The 21,037-nt window shown below is 65.8% G+C and carries 14 protein-coding genes and 1 tRNA gene; all 15 read left to right on the top strand.

The genetic code is table 11. The features are described 5' to 3' along the window. Window positions 1-236 precede the first annotated feature (236 nt). The 15 genes from MFF30_RS00265 to fusA all read left to right on the top strand — a co-directional run bounded on the left by MFF30_RS00265 (window position 237) and on the right by fusA (window position 20,949). A tRNA-Trp gene (locus MFF30_RS00265) sits at window positions 237-313 on the top strand. Window positions 314-543: 230 nt separating this feature from the next. Then, complete coding sequence (gene secE / locus MFF30_RS00260; protein WP_238275002.1) at window positions 544-846, top strand: preprotein translocase subunit SecE; 303 nt, start codon at window positions 544-546, stop codon at window positions 844-846. A gap of 66 nt (window positions 847-912) precedes the next feature. Further along, complete coding sequence (gene nusG / locus MFF30_RS00255) at window positions 913-1,446, top strand: transcription termination/antitermination protein NusG (RefSeq protein ID WP_056218143.1); 534 nt, start codon at window positions 913-915, stop codon at window positions 1,444-1,446. Window positions 1,447-1,664: 218 nt separating this feature from the next. Continuing rightward, window positions 1,665-2,114 carry a 50S ribosomal protein L11 gene (gene rplK / locus MFF30_RS00250; protein WP_018044245.1) on the top strand — a complete coding sequence of 150 codons (450 nt, stop codon included), beginning with the start codon at window positions 1,665-1,667 and terminating at the stop codon, window positions 2,112-2,114. 12 nt (window positions 2,115-2,126) lie between these two features. Further along, window positions 2,127-2,825, top strand: coding sequence for a 50S ribosomal protein L1 (gene rplA / locus MFF30_RS00245; RefSeq protein ID WP_238275000.1), 699 nt, complete (start codon window positions 2,127-2,129; stop codon window positions 2,823-2,825). A 396-nt stretch (window positions 2,826-3,221) separates the two neighbouring features. Next, window positions 3,222-4,550 (top strand): aminotransferase-like domain-containing protein, encoded by a 1,329-nt coding sequence (locus tag MFF30_RS00240; RefSeq protein WP_238274998.1) that lies wholly within the window; start codon window positions 3,222-3,224, stop codon window positions 4,548-4,550. Between the two features lie 136 nt (window positions 4,551-4,686). Then, the gene (locus MFF30_RS00235) at window positions 4,687-6,312 is read left to right on the top strand and encodes a B12-binding domain-containing radical SAM protein (protein WP_238274996.1); all 1,626 of its coding nucleotides are present in this window, start codon (window positions 4,687-4,689) and stop codon (window positions 6,310-6,312) included. Between the two features lie 614 nt (window positions 6,313-6,926). Further along, a complete protein-coding gene (gene rplJ, locus MFF30_RS00230) occupies window positions 6,927-7,457 on the top strand; it encodes a 50S ribosomal protein L10 (protein WP_238274988.1) in 531 nt (176 codons plus the stop codon). A 57-nt stretch (window positions 7,458-7,514) separates the two neighbouring features. Then, window positions 7,515-7,889: a 50S ribosomal protein L7/L12 gene (rplL, locus tag MFF30_RS00225; RefSeq protein WP_238274986.1), complete on the top strand. Its 375-nt coding sequence runs from the start codon at window positions 7,515-7,517 to the stop codon at window positions 7,887-7,889. 250 nt (window positions 7,890-8,139) lie between these two features. After that, window positions 8,140-12,264, top strand: a complete 4,125-nt coding sequence (gene rpoB, locus MFF30_RS00220; protein WP_238274984.1) for a DNA-directed RNA polymerase subunit beta — start codon at window positions 8,140-8,142, stop codon at window positions 12,262-12,264. Window positions 12,265-12,437: 173 nt separating this feature from the next. Next, on the top strand, window positions 12,438-16,646 hold the full coding sequence (gene rpoC, locus MFF30_RS00215; RefSeq protein WP_238274982.1) for a DNA-directed RNA polymerase subunit beta': 4,209 nt from the start codon (window positions 12,438-12,440) through the stop codon (window positions 16,644-16,646). A 217-nt stretch (window positions 16,647-16,863) separates the two neighbouring features. Beyond that, the gene (locus MFF30_RS00210) at window positions 16,864-17,457 is read left to right on the top strand and encodes a DUF805 domain-containing protein (protein WP_238274980.1); all 594 of its coding nucleotides are present in this window, start codon (window positions 16,864-16,866) and stop codon (window positions 17,455-17,457) included. A gap of 440 nt (window positions 17,458-17,897) precedes the next feature. Further along, window positions 17,898-18,269, top strand: coding sequence for a 30S ribosomal protein S12 (gene rpsL, locus MFF30_RS00205; RefSeq protein WP_018044234.1), 372 nt, complete (start codon window positions 17,898-17,900; stop codon window positions 18,267-18,269). A 103-nt stretch (window positions 18,270-18,372) separates the two neighbouring features. Beyond that, the gene (rpsG, locus tag MFF30_RS00200; protein ID WP_056183508.1) at window positions 18,373-18,843 is read left to right on the top strand and encodes a 30S ribosomal protein S7; all 471 of its coding nucleotides are present in this window, start codon (window positions 18,373-18,375) and stop codon (window positions 18,841-18,843) included. Window positions 18,844-18,873: 30 nt separating this feature from the next. Then, on the top strand, window positions 18,874-20,949 hold the full coding sequence (gene fusA, locus MFF30_RS00195) for an elongation factor G (protein WP_238274971.1): 2,076 nt from the start codon (window positions 18,874-18,876) through the stop codon (window positions 20,947-20,949). Window positions 20,950-21,037: the final 88 nt, after the last annotated feature.

The raw sequence follows: 21,037 nt of genomic DNA, 5'->3' as shown, positions 1-21,037 counted from the left end.
TCGCCGCCATCAACGAGTAGTTCGAACTCCACCGGGCGGCCTTCCCGGTCGCCCGAACGGCAACGAATGTGACGCGGCGCCCCGGCTCAGCCCGGGGCGCCGTCGTCGTTTCAAAGGGCTCCTGCAGGCAGTCCGCACCGCAGCAAAGGTTCTTCGCTGACGACGCGGTTTGACCATTGCGAAGCCGTCTCGGCCGGTCTATAGCAGCGCCGCGGCGGAGGACTTGTCCTCCGCATAGGAGTGTAGCTCAACTGGTCAGAGCGCCGGTCTCCAAAACCGGAGGTTGCGGGTTCGAGTCCCTCCACTCCTGCCATTTGGACTTTGCCATTTGGCCGCATCAGACCTGTCGACCCTCCCCGCCCTCTTCCTTTCCAGTAGATCGCTACCTCGCGACGTCAGGCCGGGCGCAGTCGACAAGCCCGGCGACTTGCGTTAGAGCGGTCGCCTTCCGAGATCGATGAAGGTCGTCGATGCAGGCTCCTCCCCGGAGCCGCCGCATCGCGCTTTCCCGAAGCTCGGGCCGATCTCCCTGTTGTTGGCGCCATGGCATCGAACGAAGCATCGAAGAAAGTGGACCTCGCGCGCACCCCGCAGCGCGGTTCCGCCACGCCGACGCCCCCGCGGGCGACCCCACCCGTGCGTCCCGCGCAGAAGCGCGTCGGCCCGGCCGAGTTCCTGGCTCAGGTTCGCGACGAGGGCCGTAAGGTCACGTGGCCGAGCCGTAAGGAGACCGTCGTGACCACCGTGATGGTGTTCATCATGGTGGTGGTGGCGAGCATCTTCTTCACGGTGGTGGACCAGGCGCTGCGCTATCTCGTGACCCTGATCCTCGGGGTCGGCGCCTAACAACTTCTCGGCCTGGGCACGCTGCGGCGTGATCGGGCTGACTGACGTCAGGATTTGGTGAGAACCGTGTCGAAGCGCTGGTACATCGTCCACGCCTACTCGAATTTCGAGAACAAGGTCGCGCAGTCCATCAAGGATCAGGCGGCCCAGCGTGGCCTGATGGAGCTGTTCGACGAGGTCATGGTGCCGACCGAGAAGGTCGTCGAGGTGCGCCGCGGCCGCAAGGTCGATGCCGAGCGCAAGTTCTTCCCGGGCTACGTCCTGGTGAAGTGCGACCTGACCGACGAGGTCTACCACCTCATCAAGAACACCCCGAAGGTCACGGGATTCCTCGGCGCCGACAAGTCGAAGCCGGTTCCGATCCCGGATGCCGAGGCCGAGCGCATCAAGGGTCAGGTCGCCGAGGGCGTTGATCGCCCCAAGCCTTCCGTCTCCTTCGAGATCGGCGAAACGGTTCGCGTCTCCGACGGCCCGTTCGCCTCCTTCAACGGCACCGTCGAGGAAATCGACGAGAGCCGGTCGCGCCTCAAGGTCGCCGTGTCGATCTTCGGCCGCGCCACACCGGTCGAGCTGGAATACGGCCAGGTCGAGAAGGTCTGATACGACGCAAATTTGGGCGAGCCGCCATCTGCTCGCCCTTCGCTTTTCCGCTCGGCTTCGGCTGGGGCGCGAAATCACCGTCCTCCGTGACGGTGTCACACGCGGGAGGCCCGCCCGGTTCGCCGCCGGGACGCACGGACCGCACCGCGACCTGCAACCGCCCGTCCCACTTGCGCTGAGGCCAGCCGGGTGCCGGGCATTCTTTGGGAGCAGTCCCTATGGCAAAGAAGATCACGGGCTACGTGAAGCTTCAGGTTCCGGCTGGCGCCGCGAACCCGTCGCCGCCCATCGGCCCCGCGCTCGGTCAGCGCGGTCTCAACATCATGGAATTCTGCAAGGCCTTCAACGCGAAGACCTCTCAGATCGAGAAGGGCACCCCGATCCCGGTCGTCATCACGGCGTACCAGGACCGCTCCTTCACCTTCGAGATGAAGCAGCCGCCGGTCACCTTCTTCCTGAAGAAGGCCGCCGGCCTGAAGATCGGCAAGAAGCCGGCTTCCGGCTCGAAGACCCCGGGCAAGGGCCCGACCGTGGGCAAGGTGACCGAGGCGCAGCTGCGCGAGATCGCCGAGAAGAAGATGCCCGACCTGAACTGCGACTCGGTTGACGCCGCCGTCGCCATGATCCGTGGCTCCGCGCGGGCCATGGGCCTCGACGTCGTCGCTTAAGGGGAGGGCACAATGGCACACGAAGGCAAGCGCATCCGCGCCGCCCGCGAGGGCATCGACGCGCTCAAGCTCTATCCCATCGACGAGGCGATCAAGCTCGTGAAGGAGAAGGCCAGCGCCAAGTTCGACGAGACCGTCGAGATCTCGATCAACCTCGGCGTCGACCCGCGCCACGCCGACCAGATGGTCCGCGGCGTCTGCAACCTGCCCAACGGCTCCGGCCGTACCGTGCGGGTGGCGGTGTTCGCTCGCGGCGCCAAGGCGGATGAAGCCAAGGCCGCCGGCGCCGACATCGTGGGCGCCGAGGATCTCCTCGAGATCGTCCAGAGCGGCAAGATCGAGTTCGATCGCTGCATCGCGACTCCGGACCTGATGCCGCTCGTCGGCCGTCTCGGCAAGGTGCTCGGCCCGCGCGGCCTGATGCCGAACCCGAAGGTTGGCACCGTCACCATGGACGTGAAGAGCGCCGTCGCCGGCGCCAAGGGCGGCTCGGTGGAGTTCCGGGTCGAGAAGGCCGGCATCATCCATGCCGGGATCGGCAAGGTCTCGTTCGATGCCGACAAGCTCGTCGAGAACATCAAGGCGTTCGCCGATGCGGTGGCTAAGGCCAAGCCCGCCGGCGCCAAGGGCCAGTACATCCAGCGCGTTGCCGTGACCTCCTCGATGGGTCCGGGCGTCAAGGTCGAGCCTTCGACGGTCCTCACCGCCTGATTCACGCACTTTGCGTGCACCAATAGGAAACGCCCGGCCTCACGGCCGGGCGTTTTCGTTTGCGCTCAAGCCCGCCAGAACGGCTTCTCGCCCTCCAGCCTCATGGCGACCGGATCGAGGTCAAGCCCCACGATTTGCTCCGAGGTCATGGAGCGGATTGTCCTGCGCCCATTGTACCGATTCCGCCAGAGTAGCAGCCGGGCGATCGCCCGGTTCAATCCGGTGAATCCCCATCGGGTAGCGGGGCTCCGTTCCCTGACTATCGTGATCGGCCGAAACCAGGGTAAGCTGTTGGGCGTCGTCATGTCTCGCGGCCTCCATCGGATCGAGACCCCTCATTGATCCGATTTCCGCGCAAATCAATCGAATCATTGCACTCGGATCAATGCACGGACCATGGACTACCGCACTATCTCCGACGGGATTGCCGCCGATATCGCGGCCGGCCGGCTCGCGCCTGGCACGCGGCTGCCGCCACAGCGGCAGTTCGCCTATGAGCGCGGAATTGCGGTGTCCACGGCCAGCAGGGTCTATGCGGAGCTGACTCGACGCGGGCTCGTGACGGGCGAAGTCGGGCGGGGCACCTTCATCCGCGCCCCCGTCGCGGCCGAGGATACGGCGCTGGCGGAAACCGAAACCGGCCTGATCAACCTGGAGCACGTCTTCTCGATCCTGCCGCGGCAGGCGGCCGACCTGTCAGCGAGCTTGTCCGCGATGCTGGAGCCGGCGGCTCTGCGCGCCGCGTTTCCGCCGGTCCGAGCGGGAGCCACGGCCCGGGCGCGCACCACGGCCTCGGGCTTCTTCACGCGGGGCGGCTGGTCCGCCGATCCCGAGACGGTCCTGTTCACGGGCGCCGGGCGCCAGGGCATCGCCGCCGCGATGGCGGCCCTGGCCCAGCCCGGAGACCGGATCGGGGTCGAGGCCCTGACCTACCCAATCGTCAAGGGCATGGCCGCACGCCTCGGCATCACCCTGGTGCCCCTCGCGCTGGACGCGGACGGTGTGCACCCCGACGCCATCGCGCAGGCGCATCGCGACGCCCCATTGCGCGGCCTCTACCTGCAATCCGTCTTGCAAAGCCCGCTCGGCTGCACAATGAGCGCCGAGCGCCGCCGAGCGATCGCCCGGCTGCTCGCCGCACACGACCTCGTCTGCATCGAGGACGCGGTCTACGGCTTCCTCTGCGACGAGGAGCCCCTGGCCGCCCTGGCTCCCGACCGGGTGATCCTGATCGACAGCCTGTCGAAGCGCGTGGCACCCGGCCTGAGCCTCGGTTTCGTGGCCAGTCCGCCCGCCCTGGTGGAGCGCCTGACGCGGACCATCCGCAACGGCGCCTGGACCGCCGGTGGCCTGCCCCTCGCTCTGGCGCTGCACGTCATGGCGGATGGTCTGGCCGGACGCATCGGACGGGAGAAGCGCGCGGACGCGGCGGCGCGCCACGCCCTCGCGCGGGAGATGCTCGCCGGACTCGACGTCCAGGGTGATCCGCGGGCCTATCACCTCTGGCTGACCCTGCCGGAGGCCTGGAATGCGGAGCGCTACGCGGCTGCGGCGGCGCGCAACGGCGTGGCGGTCTCACCCGCGAGTGCCTTCGCGATCGGCCCCGCCGCCCCGCCGAACGGGGTCCGGCTCGCGCTTGGTTCCCCGCCGCTGGCGCGGCTCGGCACCGGGCTGCAGATCCTGCGGAGCTTGGCCCTGAACGGGGACGAGGCTCACGTGGAATAGGAGGCGTGCCCGTTCAAACACGCGTGATGGCGGTGCCCACCTGTGCCCTCACCGAGCGCGGAAGCTTCCGAAAAGACCCGAGAAAACAACACGTGAGGGTGACGCCTTCGCGGATGCCTGTGCTAGGTATGCTCTCATGCGATGCACCCTCTCCGTGATCTCGAAGCGACGCATCCTGTGCGTCTTTCCCGCCTATACGCCGTCCTTCGGGACCTTCTCTCACGCCTACCCCCTGATGGGCGGCGTGAAGGCCTTCATGCCGCCCCAGGGGCTGCTGCTGATCGCAGCCTACATGCCGGAGACGTGGGAATACCGGTTCATCGACGAGAACATCACCCGGGCGGGACCGGCGGACTTCGCCTGGGCCGACGCGGTGTTCGTGTCCGGCATGCACATCCAGGCCCCACAGATCCGGGACATCTACGCGCGGGCGCACGCGGCCGGTAAGGTCACGGCACTGGGTGGCCCCTCGGTCTCCGGCTCCCCCGAGCAGTACCCCGAGTTCGACTACCTGCACCTCGGCGAGATCGGCGACGCGACGGACGAACTGGTCGCGATCCTCGACCGCGACATCTCGATCCCGGCGAGCCAGGTCCGCCTGGAGACCAAGGAGCGCCTGCCGCTCTCGGACTTCCCGGCCCCGGCCTACGAGGCCGCGCCACTCAAGCGCTACCTCATCGGTTCGCTGCAGTTCTCCTCCGGCTGCCCCTATCGCTGCGAGTTCTGCGACATCCCGCAACTCTACGGCCGCCAGCCGCGCCTGAAGAGCCCCGAGCAGATGCTCGGCGAACTCGACGCCATCATCGCCCAGCCCGGCCATCCAGCCGTGGTCTACTTCGTCGACGACAATTTCATCGGCAACCGGAAGGCCACGAAGGACATGCTGCCCCACCTCGTGGCGTGGCAGAAGAAGAACGACTACCCGCTTCAGTTCGCCTGCGAGGCGACGCTGAACATGGCCAAGCAACCCGACATCCTGGAGCTGATGCGGCAGGCCAACTTCATGACCGTCTTCGTCGGCATCGAGACTCCGGAGGAGGACGCCCTCGCGGGGATCGACAAGAAGCACAACGCCGCCGTGCCCATGTACGAGGCGATCGAGACGCTGAACAACTTCGGTCTCGAAGTCACCTCGGGCATCATCCTCGGCCTCGACACGGATACCGACCAGTCCGAGCAGAAGCTGATCGATTTCATCGACAAGTCGGCTGTGCCGGTGCTGACGATGAACCTGCTCCAGGCCCTGCCGAAGACACCGCTCTGGGACCGGCTGACCCGCGAGGGCCGACTGACCCACGACGCGGCGCTGGAATCCAACGTCCTGTTCAAGCGTCCCCACGACGACGTGGTGGCGAGTTGGCGCCGGGCCATCGCCCATGCCTACGAGCCCGAGAACCTTTTCGCGCGCTTCCGCTACCAGGTGGAGCGGACCTACCCGCACCGGATCAAGACCCCGATCAAGGGGAAATTGACCCGGACCAATTTGCGGCGCGGCCTGATCCTGGGCTTCAACATCGCGGTGCGGGTCGGGCTGCTCTCGGATTATCGCGGCGTGTTCTGGCGGGCCGCCGGCCATGCCCTGCGGCGCGGACAGATCGAGGCGGTGTTCAACATGGGCTTCGTTGCCCACCACCTCATCCGCTTCACCCGCGAAGCGCTCCGAGGCGAACACAACGCTTCCTTCTACGCGGCGAAAGCCGATCAGAAGCGCGAGGCGCGCGAGCCGTGGTGGCGCGTGGCGCGCAAGTTCCTACCGGTATAGGCTCCTGCCCGTATGGATCCGGCGCGTCCGGTGCATCATGAGGCACGGGCAGAGTGCAACACGTCAGGGTCGCGACACCACGGCCGCGACCGGCGGATGCAGCGCCAGCGCGTCAAGTGAAAAGCGCGGTCCACCGCGCTTTTCTCGGGCCGGGGCACTTGGCAGGCTGCTTGCAAGGCTCTATAGACCCCCTCAACGTTTTCATACATGCGAAAGGAATCGACCGCTGGTCGTATTCCCTTTGAGAGATCGTCTGGGCAACCAGGCGGTATTGGCCGGAAGGCTTTGCGGGGCGTAAAACCCCCTCTGAGCTTCGTCCGGCCATGTCCTGTCCGAGACTGCAGGCGCCGGGTCACCGGCTTAATCCGCAAGCCTGCACAGACTGGGAAGACCGAAATTCTACTGCTCTCACCCGGCCCGCCGTGCGGACAGGGTCAGGCATCGGTTTGAACCATCTCACCCGTGTCGTCCACCCGTTCCGGGGGGCGATGGGGGACAGGGCCGTGAAGCGTCGCCAAGGACGTTCCGGCTTCTCGTTAAGCCGAGTTCCGTCCCGGGCGGCATGTGCAACCGGCGGACCCATCCTCGGGTTCCGCCAACCGGAGAGAGCCCCAGTGGACAGGACAGCCAAAGCTGATCTCGTCTCGACGCTCAACGGCGTGTTCGCGAACACGTCCGTCGTCGTCGTGGCCCACTACAAGGGCCTCACGGTCGCCGACATGCAGAAGCTGCGCTCGCAGATGAAGCAGGCCGGTGCCACCGTGAAGGTCACCAAGAACCGCCTCGCCAACATCGCTCTCGATGGCACGGACGTCGCCTCCATCAAGCCCCTCCTGAAGGGCCCGACCCTGCTCGCCTACTCGAGCGATCCGGTCGCGGCCGCCAAGGTTGCGGTGGACTTCGCCAAGGCCAACGACAAGCTCGTGATCCTCGGCGGCGCCATGGGCACGACTGCCCTGAACCCGGACGGTGTGAAGGCACTCGCCTCGCTCCCGTCCCTCGACGAACTGCGCGCCAAGATCGTGGGCCTCGTCCAGGCTCCCGCGACCAAGATCGCTCAGGTTGTCAACGCACCGGCGGCCAAGCTCGCCCGCGTGTTCGGGGCCTATGCCACCAAGGACGAGGCTCAGAGCGAAGCGGCCTGAGGCCGCATCGCCCTTTTCAACCCATCCGTTCAAACCGATCTACGAAGGAATACAAACATGGCTGATCTCGCCAAGCTCGTCGACGACCTGTCCTCGCTGACCGTTCTCGAGGCCGCTGACCTCGCCAAGATGCTCGAAGAGAAGTGGGGCGTCTCGGCTGCCGCTGCCGTCGCCGTGGCCGCCGGCCCCGCCGCTGGTCCGGCCGCCGCCGTCGAGGAGCAGACTGAGTTCACGGTCATGCTCACCGCCGCTGGCGACAAGAAGATCGAGGTCATCAAGGAGGTCCGCGCGATCACCGGCCTCGGCCTCAAGGAAGCCAAGGACCTCGTCGAGGGCGCCCCGAAGGCCGTCAAGGAGTCCGTCAACAAGGAAGAGGCCGAGAAGCTCAAGGCTCAGCTCGAGAAGGCTGGCGCCAAGGTCGAGCTCAAGTAAGGCTCTTCCGGTGGGCCGCACCGGCCCATCCGCTTCCGTCGGGTCCCTCCGGACCTGACGGCCCCCAAGGCCCGCGGGTTCACGCCCGTGGGCCAAGGTCGCTTCAGGCGACCCGACCGGCCCGCGCGAGGGCCACGAGTTTTTCAGTTCGGGTGGGCGTCGTCCGGCGGGGCGGGCCCATCGCCTGGTTGCGGGAGGCAGAGGCCTTCCCCGGGCACCCGGTACGCGGGACGTAGGAGCGAGGTCACCCATGGCCAACACGCTGGTCGGTCGCAAGCGGATTCGCAAGTTCTTCGGCAAGATCAAGGAAGTCGCCGAGATGCCGAACCTCATCGAGGTTCAGAAGGCATCCTACGACCAGTTCCTGATCATGGACGAGCCGGAAGGCGGACGGGGCGACGAAGGCCTGCAGACCGTGTTCAAGTCGGTGTTCCCGATCTCGGACTTCTCCTCCACGGCACTCCTCGAGTTCGTGAAGTACACGTTCGAGCAGCCGAAATACGACGTCGACGAGTGCCGCCAGCGCGGCATCACCTTCGCGGCCCCGCTCAAGGTCACGCTGCGCCTCATCGTGTTCGATGTGGACCCGGACACCGGCGCCAAGTCCGTCAAGGACATCAAGGAGCAGGACGTCTACATGGGCGACATGCCCCTGATGACGGAGAACGGCACCTTCATCGTCAACGGCACCGAGCGCGTCATCGTCTCGCAGATGCACCGCAGCCCGGGCGTGTTCTTCGACCACGACAAGGGCAAGACCCATTCCTCGGGCAAGCTCCTGTTCGCGGCGCGCATCATCCCGTATCGCGGCTCCTGGCTCGACGTCGAGTTCGACGCCAAGGACATCGTGCACGTCCGCATCGACCGGAAGCGCAAGCTGCCCGTGACCTCGCTGCTGTTCGCCCTCGGGCTGGACGGCGAGGAGATCCTGTCGACCTTCTACAACCGCGTGATCTACGATCGCGACGGCGCCGATTGGCGCGTGCCCTACGACGCCGAGCGCCTGAAGGGCTTCAAGGCGTCCGTCGACCTCGTCGACGCGGAATCCGGCGAGGTCGTGCTCGAGGCCGGCAAGAAGCTGAACGCCCGCAACGCCCGGCAGATCGCCGAGCGCGGCGTGCAGTTCCTCAAGGCCACCGACGAAGACCTGATCGGCCAGTACATCGCCGAGGACCTCGTCAACCCGAAGACCGGCGAGATCTGGGCCGAGGCCGGTGACGAGATCTCCGACAAGCTCCTGAAGAGCCTCGAGGATGTCGGCGTCGCCGAGCTGCCCGTGCTCGACATCGACCACATCAACGTCGGCCCCTACATCCGCAACACGCTCGCGGTGGACAAGAACTCCGCCCGCGAGGGCGCGCTGTTCGACATCTATCGCGTCATGCGCCCCGGCGAGCCGCCGACCCTCGACACCGCCGAGGCGATGTTCCACTCGCTGTTCTTCGACTCCGAGCGCTACGACCTCTCGGCCGTCGGCCGCGTGAAGATGAACATGCGCCTCGACCTCGACGCCGAGGATACCGTGCGCACCCTGCGCCGTGAGGACATGCTCGCGGTCGTCAAGGCGCTGGTGGACCTGCGCGACGGCAAGGGTGAGATCGACGACATCGATCACCTCGGCAACCGGCGCGTGCGCTCGGTGGGCGAGCTGATGGAGAACCAGTACCGCCTCGGCCTGCTCCGCATGGAGCGCGCCATCAAGGAGCGGATGTCCTCCGTCGACATCGACACCGTGATGCCGCAGGACCTCATCAACGCGAAGCCGGCCGCGGCCGCGGTGCGCGAGTTCTTCGGCTCATCGCAGCTGTCGCAGTTCATGGACCAGACCAACCCGCTCTCGGAAGTGACCCACAAGCGCCGCCTCTCGGCGCTTGGCCCGGGCGGTCTGACCCGCGAGCGCGCCGGCTTCGAGGTGCGCGACGTGCACCCGACCCATTACGGCCGCATCTGCCCGATCGAGACGCCGGAAGGCCCGAACATCGGCCTGATCAACTCGCTCGCCACCTTCGCGCGGGTGAACAAGTACGGCTTCATCGAGACCCCGTTCCGGCGCGTGAAGGACGGCGTCGTCACCACCGACGTCGCCTATCTGTCGGCGATGGAGGAGGCGAAGTACTACGTCGCCCAGGCGAACGCCCAGATGGACGAGAGCTTCAAGCTGACGGAGGACCTCGTGGTCTGCCGTCGCGCGGGTGACGTCATCGTGGTGCCGCCGGACCGCGTCGACCTGATGGACGTGTCGCCGAAGCAGCTCGTCTCGGTGGCGGCCGCCCTCATTCCGTTCCTCGAGAACGATGACGCGAACCGCGCACTGATGGGCTCGAACATGCAGCGCCAAGCGGTGCCGCTTGTCCGCGCAGACGCACCCTTCGTGGGCACCGGCATGGAAGCCGTGGTCGCCCGCGATTCCGGCGCCGCCATCGCGGCCCGTCGCACCGGCATCGTCGATCAGGTGGACGCCACCCGTATCGTCATCCGGGCCACCGAGGAGGCCGACGCCAACAAGCCCGGCGTCGACATCTACCGCCTGCAGAAGTTCCAGCGCTCCAACCAGTCGACCTGCATCACGCAGAAGCCGCTGGTGCGCGTCGGCGAGGCCGTGAAGAAGGGCGAAATCATCGCCGACGGTCCCTCGACGGAGTTCGGCGAGCTGGCTCTCGGTCGGAACGTGCTCGTCGCGTTCATGCCGTGGAACGGCTACAACTTCGAGGACTCGATCCTGCTCTCCGAGCGGATCGTGAAGGATGACGTGTTCACCTCGATCCACATCGAGGAGTTCGAGGTGATGGCCCGCGACACCAAGCTCGGGCCGGAAGAAATCACCCGTGACATCCCGAACGTCTCCGAGGAGGCGCTCAAGAACCTCGACGAGGCCGGCATCGTCTATATCGGCGCCGAGGTGCACGCCGGCGACATTCTGTGCGGCAAGATCACGCCGAAGGGCGAGAGCCCGATGACGCCGGAGGAGAAGCTCCTGCGCGCCATCTTCGGCGAGAAGGCGTCCGACGTGCGCGACACGTCCCTGCGCGTGCCCCCGGGTGTCACGGGTACGATCGTCGAGGTCCGGGTGTTCAACCGCCACGGCGTCGACAAGGACGAGCGCGCTCAGGCCATCGAGCGCGAGGAGATCGAGCGCCTCGCCAAGGATCGCGACGACGAGCAGGCGATCCTGGATCGCAACACCTATGCGCGTCTCGCAACCGTGCTCATCGGCCAGGCCCCCATCGCCGGTCCGAAGGGCTTCAAGAAGGAGACCACGCTCACCCGTGAGCTCCTCAGCGAGTACCCGCGCTCGCAATGGTGGCAGTTCGCCGTCATCGACGACCGTCTCATGACCGAGATGGAAGCGATGCAGAAGCAGTACGACGAGTCGAAGAAGCGCCTCGAGCAGCGCTTCCTCGACAAGGTCGAAAAGCTGCAGCGCGGCGACGAGCTGCCCCCCGGCGTCATGAAGATGGTCAAGGTCTTCGTGGCGGTGAAGCGCAAGATCCAGCCCGGCGACAAGATGGCCGGCCGGCACGGCAACAAGGGTGTCGTCTCGCGGATCGTGCCGATCGAGGACATGCCGTTCCTGGAGGACGGGACGCATGCCGACATCGTGCTGAACCCGCTCGGCGTGCCTTCGCGCATGAACGTCGGTCAGATCCTCGAGACCCACCTCGGCTGGGCGGCTGCCGGTCTCGGCCGCAAGGTCAGCCAGGCGGTGGACGCCTACCTGCGCAGCAACGACATCGCGCCCCTCAAGGCGGAGATGGAGGCGATCTACTCGCCGTCGGAGCTCGAAGGTCTCACCGACGAGGAGATGGCCGAGGCCGCCAACAACGTGCGCCGCGGCGTGCCGATGGCGACGCCGGTGTTCAACGGCGCCAAGGAAGCCGACATCGAGCAGATGCTGGAAATGGCCGGTCTCGACCGGTCGGCCCAGTCGACCCTCTATGACGGCCGCTCAGGCGAGCCCTTCGACCGCAAGGTGACGATGGGCTACATCTACATGCTGAAGCTGCACCACCTCGTGGACGACAAGATCCACGCCCGGTCGATCGGCCCGTACTCGCTCGTCACTCAGCAGCCGCTGGGCGGCAAGGCGCAGTTCGGCGGTCAGCGCTTCGGCGAGATGGAGGTCTGGGCTCTGGAGGCTTACGGCGCCGCCTACACGCTGCAGGAGATGCTCACGGTCAAGTCGGACGACGTCGCCGGCCGTACCAAGGTCTACGAGGCGATCGTCCGCGGGGACGACACCTTCGAGGCCGGTATCCCCGAGTCGTTCAACGTGCTCGTCAAGGAAATGCGTTCGCTCGGCCTCAACGTGGAGCTCACCTCCTCGAAGAAGCTCGCCAACGACCAGATCGAGCCGCCCGCAGAGGCGGCCGAGTAACCACCGCACCACGCTCCCGCGCCGGGCTTGACCCCGGCGCGGTCTGAGCGGGGAGGGGCAGGGCCTCCCGTTCTACGGTCAGCGACGATCCGGCCGGTCGTCGCGCCGCACCCGTTTACAGCACGCGGTCAGCCCCTCGGCGGAGGGTGCGCCTCGTCAGCAGGAGTCGATCCATGAACCAAGAGGTCATGAATCTTTTCAACCAGCAGGCTCAGCCCCAGAGCTTCGACCAGATCAAGATCTCGATCTCGTCGCCCGAGAAGATCCTCTCGTGGTCCTTCGGTGAGATCAAGAAGCCCGAGACGATCAACTACCGCACGTTCAAGCCCGAGCGCGACGGCCTGTTCTGTGCGCGTATCTTCGGACCCATCAAGGATTACGAGTGCTTGTGCGGCAAGTACAAGCGCATGAAGTACAAGGGCGTCATCTGCGAGAAGTGCGGCGTCGAGGTCACCCTCGCGCGCGTCCGGCGCGACCGCATGGGCCATATCGAGCTCGCCGCCCCCGTCGCCCACATCTGGTTCCTGAAGTCACTGCCGAGCCGCATCGGCCTCCTGCTCGACATGGCCCTCAAGGACCTCGAGCGGATCCTGTACTTCGAATCCTACTGCGTCATCGAACCTGGCCTCACCCCCCTCAAGGAGCGTCAGCTCCTTTCGGAGGAGGAGTACCTGCGCGCACAGGAGGAGTACGGCGAGGACTCGTTCACCGCCATGATCGGCGCCGAGGCCATCCGGCGCATCCTGCAGGAACTCGACCTCGACGGCATCGCCAACGCGCTGCGCGAGGAGATCGCCACCACGACCTCCGAGCTGAAGCCCAAGAAGCTTCTCAAGCGCCTGAAGATCATTGAGGCCTTCCAGATGTCGGGCAACAAGCCCGAGTGGATGATCCTCACCGTGGTTCCGGTAATCCCGCCGGACCTGCGCCCGCTCGTTCCGCTGGACGGCGGCCGCTTCGCCACGTCCGATCTGAACGACCTCTACCGCCGTGTCATCAACCGCAACAACCGCCTGAAGCGGCTGATCGAGCTGCGCGCGCCGGACATCATTATCCGCAACGAGAAGCGCATGCTTCAGGAGGCGGTCGACGCGCTGTTCGACAACGGCCGTCGTGGCCGCGTCATCACGGGCGCCAACAAGCGCCCGCTGAAGTCGCTCGCCGACATGCTGAAGGGCAAGCAGGGCCGCTTCCGTCAGAACCTGCTCGGCAAGCGCGTCGACTATTCCGGCCGCTCGGTCATCGTGGTGGGTCCGGAGCTGAAGCTGCACCAGTGCGGGCTGCCCAAGAAGATGGCGCTCGAACTGTTCAAGCCGTTCATCTATGCGCGCCTCGACGCCAAGGGTTTCTCGGCCACCGTGAAGCAGGCCAAGAAGCTTGTCGAGAAGGAGAAGCCCGAGGTCTGGGACATCCTGGACGAGGTCATCCGTGAGCATCCCGTCATGCTCAACCGCGCGCCGACGCTGCACCGCCTCGGCATCCAGGCCTTCGAGCCGAAGCTGATCGAGGGCAAGGCGATCCAGCTGCACCCGCTGGTCTGCACCGCGTTCAACGCCGACTTCGACGGCGATCAGATGGCCGTGCACGTCCCCCTGAGCCTCGAGGCTCAGCTGGAGGCGCGCGTCCTGATGATGTCGACCAACAACATCCTGCACCCGGCCAACGGTCACCCGATCATCGTGCCGAGCCAGGACATCGTGCTCGGCCTCTACTACCTGTCGATCGTGGCGGAAGGGGCCATCGGCGCCTTCGACCCGACCAACAAGCAGAACCCGATGCAGGGCGTGTTCGGCAACATCGGCGAGCTCGAGCACGCGCTGGCGGCCCAGACCGTCAAGCTGCACACGAAGATCCGCTGGCGCTGGAACGGCATCGGGCCGGACGGCGAGCCGCTGACCAAGACCTACGACACCACGCCGGGCCGGGTGATCCTGTCCACGGCCCTGCCGCAGCACGCCAAGGTTCCCTTCGACGTCGTCAACAAGCTGATGACCAAGAAGGAGATCTCGGCGATGATCGACACCGTCTACCGCCACTGCGGTCAGAAGGAGTCGGTGATCTTCTGTGATCGCATCATGGCGCTCGGCTTCAACCACGCGTTCAAGGCCGGCATCTCGTTCGGCAAAGACGACATGGTGGTGCCGGCCAACAAGTGGTCGATCGTCGGTTCGACCCGCGACCTCGTCAAGGAGTTCGAGCAGCAGTTCAACGACGGCCTGATCACTCAGGGTGAGAAGTACAACAAGGTCGTCGATGCCTGGGGCAAGTGCTCGGCCCGCCTCGCGGACGAGATGATGGCCGCGATTTCCGCTGTCCAGAAGGACGAGAACGGGACCGACAAGCAGGTCAACTCGGTCTACATGATGGCGAATTCCGGCGCTCGCGGCTCCCGCGAGCAGATGCGCCAGCTCGCCGCCATGCGCGGCCTGATGTCGAAGCCCTCCGGCGAGATCATCGAGACGCCGATCATCTCGAACTTCAAGGAAGGCCTCGACGTTCTCGAGTACTTCAACTCCACCCACGGCGCCCGCAAGGGCCTGGCGGACACGGCGCTGAAGACCGCGAACTCGGGCTACCTGACCCGTCGACTCGTCGACGTGGCGCAGGACGCCGTCATCCGCGAGACCGATTGCGGCACCACCAACGGCATCCGCATGCGCGCCATCGTGGATGCGGGCCAGGTCGTGGCCCCGCTCGCCATCCGCATCCTCGGCCGCGCCACGGCCGAGGACCTGGTCGCCCTCGACGGCACCGTGATCGTCAAGACCAACGAGACGATCGAGGAGAAGCACCTGCCCGCCATCCAGGCGGCCGGCATCCAGGAGGTCAAGATCCGCTCGGTGCTCGTCTGCGCCACCAAGAGCGGCGTCTGCGCCACCTGCTACGGGCGCGATCTCGCCCGCGGCACGCCCGTGAACATGGGCGAGGCGGTCGGCGTCATCGCGGCGCAGTCCATCGGCGAGCCGGGCACCCAGCTCACCATGCGCACCTTCCACATCGGCGGCGCCGCCCAGATCTCCGACTCGTCCTTCATCGAGTCGAGCTTCGAGGGCACGATCAAGATCCGGAACCGGGCGCTCGCCCGGAACTCGGACGGCGATCTCATCGCCACCGGCCGTAACGTCGCCATCGTCATCGTCGGCTCGGACGGGACGGAACGCGCCAACCACCGCCTGCAATACGGCGCGAAGCTGCGCGTGGACGAGGGTGATACGGTCAAGCGCGGCCAGCGCATCGCGGAGTGGGACCCCTACACCCGCCCGATCATCACCGAGACGGACGGCATCGTTCAGTACGAGGACCTCATCGACGGCCAGTCGATCACCGAGACCACCGACGAGTCGACCGGCATCGCCAAGCGCGTCGTCATCGACTGGCGCGGCACCGCCCGTACCGCCGACCTCAAGCCGGCGATGCTGGTGACCGATTCCGACGGCAAGCCCATGAAGCTGCCGCGCGGCTCGGACGCCCGCTACTTCCTGCCCGTCGACGCCATCATCGGCTACGACCCGGGCGGCAAGGTGAAGGCCGGCGACATCCTCGCCCGTGTCTCGGCGGATTCGGCCAAGACCCGCGACATCACCGGCGGTCTGCCGCGGGTGGCGGAGCTGTTCGAGGCCCGGCGCCCGAAGGACGCGGCCATCATCGCGGAGAAGTCGGGCACGATTCAGTTCGGGCGCGACTACAAGAACAAGCGTCGCCTGACGCTGACGCCGCATGACGGTTCGGAGGCGGTCGAGTACCTGATCCCGAAGGGCAAGCACATCCACCTTCAGGACGGGGACGTGGTCGAACTCGGCGACTACATCGTCGACGGCAACCCGGCGCCGCACGACATCCTGGCGATCAAGGGCGTGGAGGAACTCGCGGCCTATCTCGTCAACGAGATCCAGGAGGTCTACCGGCTCCAGGGCGTGTCGATCAACGACAAGCACATCGAGGTCATCGTCCGGCAGATGCTGCAGAAGGTCGAGATCACCGACGGCGGCGATTCCGACATCCTGACGGGCGATCAGATCGACCGGACGGAGCTCGCGGAGGTGAACGAGAAGCTGCTCGCCGAGGGCAAGAAGCCCGTTGTCGGCGTGCCGGTGCTGCTCGGCATCACCAAGGCGAGCCTGCAGACGAAGTCGTTCATCTCGGCAGCTTCGTTCCAGGAGACCACTCGCGTCCTCACGGAAGCGGCGGTCAACGGCAAGATCGACTACCTCGAGGGCCTGAAGGAGAACGTCATCGTTGGCTCGCTCATTCCGGCCGGCACCGGCTCCATGGCGGCCGAGATCCGTGCCGTCGCTCGCCGTCGCGACAACCTGATCCTCCAGCAGAAGGCCGCCGAGAGCGGCGCGCAAACCTTCTCCGAGCTGCCGCCCGCCGCCGAGTAAGCGAGCACGGGCTTGAAACGAACGGGGGGGGGCGGCTCGCAAGGGCCGCCCTTTCGCATTGACGAGCGGTTCCCCGCCATCGGGCAGCCGCGACGGGCGATGCCGGTCCAAGCTTGACCATGGAGACGACCGCCTACAAAGATTTCCCGTTCTGATTGTGTCGGCCTACGACGCGACGGATCGCGGAGAAACGACGATGCGGGGTAGAGTACTGTCGATGCCGGGTCCCACTGGGCCGGGCATCATCTCGGGTCACGACGGTCAGCGCTATCGCTTCGCCCCGAGCGACCTGCGTAACGCCCCTCCGGCGGCGGGCGACGAGGTCGACTTCGAGATCAGCGCCGGCGAAGCGAAGGAGATCTACACACTCGCCGCGAACACGCCGCTCAAGGCCCTCGCGGCGAAGCGGGATTGGACCCAGTTCTACCTGAGTCCGAGCGGCCGGATTTCCCGAAGGGAGTATTGGCTCTACGGATTTCTGGTGACGTCCTGCGTCGGGCTCCTCACCGGATGGATCCCGATCCTCGGCGTAATCGTCTCACTCGTCCTCTCTTGGTCGGGTATCGTCCTCGGCATCAAGCGGTTCCACGATCTCGGACGTTCGGGCTGGTGGTCGCTGATCGCGATTCCGCCCATGCTCCTGACTATATTTTCCGCCGTCATCAACCCGAACCATGCGACGCTGACGATGCTGCTTGGCTTGATAACTCTGGCCGCGATGCTCTGGGTGTTCTTCGGTGTCCTCGTCCGTCGCGGAAACGAGGGTCCGAACCAGTTCGGTCCGGACCCGATGCACCCTGGGATCGGCTAGCGACCCGATCAGCGTAGGTGGATGGGCCGATTGGGCGCAGCCCCCTCGCGTCCGACCCCGGTTCGCGGGTCATGGAAACCGCCATCCCGCCGCTCCCCCTTCATGATCTTGTAACGGAACGGGTTGACGCGGGCCGAATCCACCTCTATCAGGCCCTCATTGAACGGCTGGCCGTAGGCAGCAAACGATCGTGAGGCCCAGAGCCTCGATCAAGGCTACCTAAACGCATCCGACTTCAACAGACGAACACGTGTCAGTCCGGCATGATCGCTTGCTTCGATGCAGGTGATCCTCTGCTTGCAACGGCGCGCCAAAGGCTGACATCAGCCTGGGGCGCGGCTTTGCGTTTCGTCGCACAGCTTTGTGCGATGCCGGGGCCGACCACAACGAGATTTGGATTTCGACGGTCACCGACGGTGACGCGTTTCGAGAGGATTGGCATGCCGACGATCAACCAGCTGATCGCTCAGCCGCGCAAGGCGCAGAAGAGCCGCAACAAGGTGCCGGCGCTCGACGCCTGCCCGCAGAAGCGTGGCGTCTGCACCCGCGTCTACACGACGACCCCGAAGAAGCCGAACTCCGCGCTCCGCAAGGTCGCAAAGGTTCGTCTCACCAACGGCTTCGAGGTCATCGGTTACATCCCGGGCGAGGGTCACAACCTTCAGGAGCACTCCGTGGTGATGATCCGCGGCGGCCGCGTGAAGGACTTGCCGGGTGTGCGTTACCACATCCTTCGCGGCGTGCTCGACACGCAGGGCGTGAAGGGGCGCAAGCAGCGCCGTTCGAAGTACGGCGCCAAGCGTCCGAAGTAAGACCGAAATTCGCGCACCCTGTAAGGATGTCGCCGGCCTCCGATGAGGCTCAAGGCGGCCTGCGCAGGGTGGTTTCAAGACCCAAGTTTAGACGGAGCGAGCGATGTCCCGCCGCCATTCTGCCGAGAAGCGTGAGATCATCCCGGACCCGAAGTACGGGGACATCGTGCTGACCAAGTTCATGAACTCCATCATGTACGAGGGCAAGAAGTCCACCGCCGAGCGCATCGTGTACGGCGCCTTCGACATCGTCGAGAACCGCGCCCGCGCGAACCCCATCGAGGTGTTCCGCGCCGCCCTCGACAACGTCGCTCCGGCGATCGAAGTCCGCTCCCGCCGCGTCGGCGGTGCGACCTACCAGGTCCCCGTTGAAGTGCGCACCGAGCGCCGCCAGGCTCTCGCCATCCGTTGGCTGATCCAGGCCGCCCGTGGCCGCAACGACCGCACGATGGTCGAGCGCCTTTCGGCCGAGCTGCTCGACGCCGCCAACAACCGCGGCAACGCCGTGAAGAAGCGGGAAGACACCCACCGGATGGCTGAAGCCAACCGCGCCTTCTCGCACTACCGCTGGTAAGCGGACCCGGACCCTTTCAGGAGCAATCCGATGCCCCGCACGCACGCGATCGAGGACTACCGCAACTTCGGCATCATGGCTCACATCGATGCCGGCAAGACCACGACCACCGAGCGTATCCTGTACTACACCGGCAAGTCCCATAAGATCGGCGAAGTCCATGACGGCGCCGCGACGATGGATTGGATGACGCAGGAGCAGGAGCGTGGCATCACGATCACCTCGGCTGCCACCACCTGCTTCTGGCGCGACAAGCGCCTGAACATCATCGACACCCCCGGCCACGTGGATTTCACCATCGAGGTGGAGCGCTCGCTCCGCGTGCTCGACGGCGCCGTGTGCGTGCTCGACGGTAACCAGGGCGTCGAGCCGCAGACCGAAACGGTCTGGCGCCAGGCCGACAAGTACGATGTGCCGCGCGTCGTGTTCGTCAACAAGATGGACAAGATCGGCGCTGACTTCTTCAAATGCGTGGCCGACATCATCGACCGCGTCGCCGGCAAGCCCGTCTGCCTGCAGCTGCCGATCGGCGCCGAGAACACCTTCAAGGGTGTCATCGACCTGATCAAGATGAAGGCGATCGTCTGGACGTCCGAGAAGCTCGGCGCCGATTTCTCGGAGACCGAGATCCCGGCCGATCTCGCCGACCAAGCTGCCGAGTACCGCGTGAAGCTGGTCGAGGCCTGCGTGGAGATGGACGACGACGCCATGTCGGCCTACCTCGACGGCGTCGAGCCCGATGCCGAGACCATGCACCGTCTCGTCCGCACGGCCGTGCAGCGTCGCGCCTTCCACCCCGTGCTGTGCGGTTCGGCCTTCAAGAACAAGGGCGTGCAGCCACTGCTCGACGCCGTCGTCGACTACCTTCCGTCTCCCGCCGACCGCGGCGAGATCAAGGGCATCGACTTCAAGACCGAGGAAGAGACCGTCCGGCACCCGTCGGATTCGGATCCCTTTTCCATGCTCGCCTTCAAGATCATGGACGATCCGCACGTCGGCACGATCACGTTCTGCCGCGTGTACTCGGGCAAGATCGAGTCGGGTGCCAACGTCCTGAACTCCTCGCGCGACAAGAAAGAGCGCGTCGGCCGCATGCTGCTCATGCACGCCAACAACCGCGAGGACGTCAAGGAAGCCTTTACGGGTGACATCGTCGCCCTCGCCGGCCTCAAGGACACCCGCACGGGTGACACCCTCTGCGATCCGCAGAAGGCCGTCATCCTTGAGAAGATGGAATTCCCCGAGCCGGTGATCGAGATCGCCGTCGAGCCGAAGTCCAAGGCCGACCAGGAGAAGCTGGGCATCGCCCTCGCCAAGCTGGCCGCCGAGGATCCGTCCTTCCGGGTCTCCACGGACCAGGAGTCGGGCCAGACCATTCTTCGTGGCATGGGCGAACTCCACCTCGACATCAAGGTCGACATCCTGCGCCGTACCTACATGGTTGACGCGAATATCGGCCAGCCGCAGGTGGCGTACCGCGAGAAGCTCACGAAGCGCACCGAGATCGACTACACCCACAAGAAGCAGACCGGTGGTACCGGTCAGTTCGCTCGGGTGAAGTTCGTGGTCGAGCCGAACGAGCCCGGCAAGGGCTTCGAGTTCGCCTCGAAGATCATCGGCGGCGCGGTGCCCAAGGAGTACATCCCGGGCGTCGAGAAGGGCCTGAACTCGGTGCTCGGTGCCGGCATCCTCGCTGGCTTCCCGGTCGTCGACATCAAGGTGGAGCTGATCGACGGCGCCTACCACGACGTCGACTCCTCGGCGCTCGCCTTCGAAATCGCGTCGCGTGCGGCACTGCGTGAGGCCCTCCAGAAGGGCGGCTCGGTGCTCCTTGAGCCGGTGATGAAGGTCGAGGTCGTCTCGCCGGAAGAGTACACCGGTTCGGTGATCGGCGATCTCAACTCCCGCCGTGGTCAGATCCAGGGCCAGGACATGCGCGGCAATGCGAACGTCATCAACGCGATGGTGCCGCTGGCCAACATGTTCGGTTACGTGAACCAGCTTCGGTCCTTCTCTCAGGGCCGCGCCAACTTCACGATGCAATTCGACCATTACGAAGAGGTGCCGCGCGGCGAGGCCGAGAAGGTCGTCGCCAAGTACGCCTAAAACGGCGGCGCCCTGCGGGGCGCCACCCGCACCGCTTCACTTGCAACAACAGATTGGACGGAGGCTATCATGGCCAAAGAGAAATTCG

This window comes from Methylobacterium goesingense (assembly GCF_022179225.1).
Classification (GTDB): Bacteria; Pseudomonadota; Alphaproteobacteria; order Rhizobiales; family Beijerinckiaceae; genus Methylobacterium; species Methylobacterium goesingense.
Note: the sequence above shows the minus strand (reverse complement) of the source record. Positions and strands in the feature narration are given on the sequence as shown.

Excerpts from the sequence above, each read along its gene's own strand:
- secE (WP_238275002.1), top strand. The coding sequence starts at position 544 with ATGGCATCGAACGAAGCATCGAAGAAAGTGGACCTCGCGCGCACCCCG.
- rplK (WP_018044245.1), top strand. The coding sequence starts at position 1,665 with ATGGCAAAGAAGATCACGGGCTACGTGAAGCTTCAGGTTCCGGCTGGC.
- rplA (WP_238275000.1), top strand. The coding sequence starts at position 2,127 with ATGGCACACGAAGGCAAGCGCATCCGCGCCGCCCGCGAGGGCATCGAC.
- MFF30_RS00240 (WP_238274998.1), top strand. The coding sequence starts at position 3,222 with ATGGACTACCGCACTATCTCCGACGGGATTGCCGCCGATATCGCGGCC.
- MFF30_RS00235 (WP_238274996.1), top strand. The coding sequence starts at position 4,687 with ATGCGATGCACCCTCTCCGTGATCTCGAAGCGACGCATCCTGTGCGTC.
- rplL (WP_238274986.1), top strand. The coding sequence starts at position 7,515 with ATGGCTGATCTCGCCAAGCTCGTCGACGACCTGTCCTCGCTGACCGTT.
- rpoB (WP_238274984.1), top strand. The coding sequence starts at position 8,140 with ATGGCCAACACGCTGGTCGGTCGCAAGCGGATTCGCAAGTTCTTCGGC.
- rpoC (WP_238274982.1), top strand. The coding sequence starts at position 12,438 with ATGAACCAAGAGGTCATGAATCTTTTCAACCAGCAGGCTCAGCCCCAG.
- MFF30_RS00210 (WP_238274980.1), top strand. The coding sequence starts at position 16,864 with ATGCCGGGTCCCACTGGGCCGGGCATCATCTCGGGTCACGACGGTCAG.
- rpsL (WP_018044234.1), top strand. The coding sequence starts at position 17,898 with ATGCCGACGATCAACCAGCTGATCGCTCAGCCGCGCAAGGCGCAGAAG.
- rpsG (WP_056183508.1), top strand. The coding sequence starts at position 18,373 with ATGTCCCGCCGCCATTCTGCCGAGAAGCGTGAGATCATCCCGGACCCG.
- fusA (WP_238274971.1), top strand. The coding sequence starts at position 18,874 with ATGCCCCGCACGCACGCGATCGAGGACTACCGCAACTTCGGCATCATG.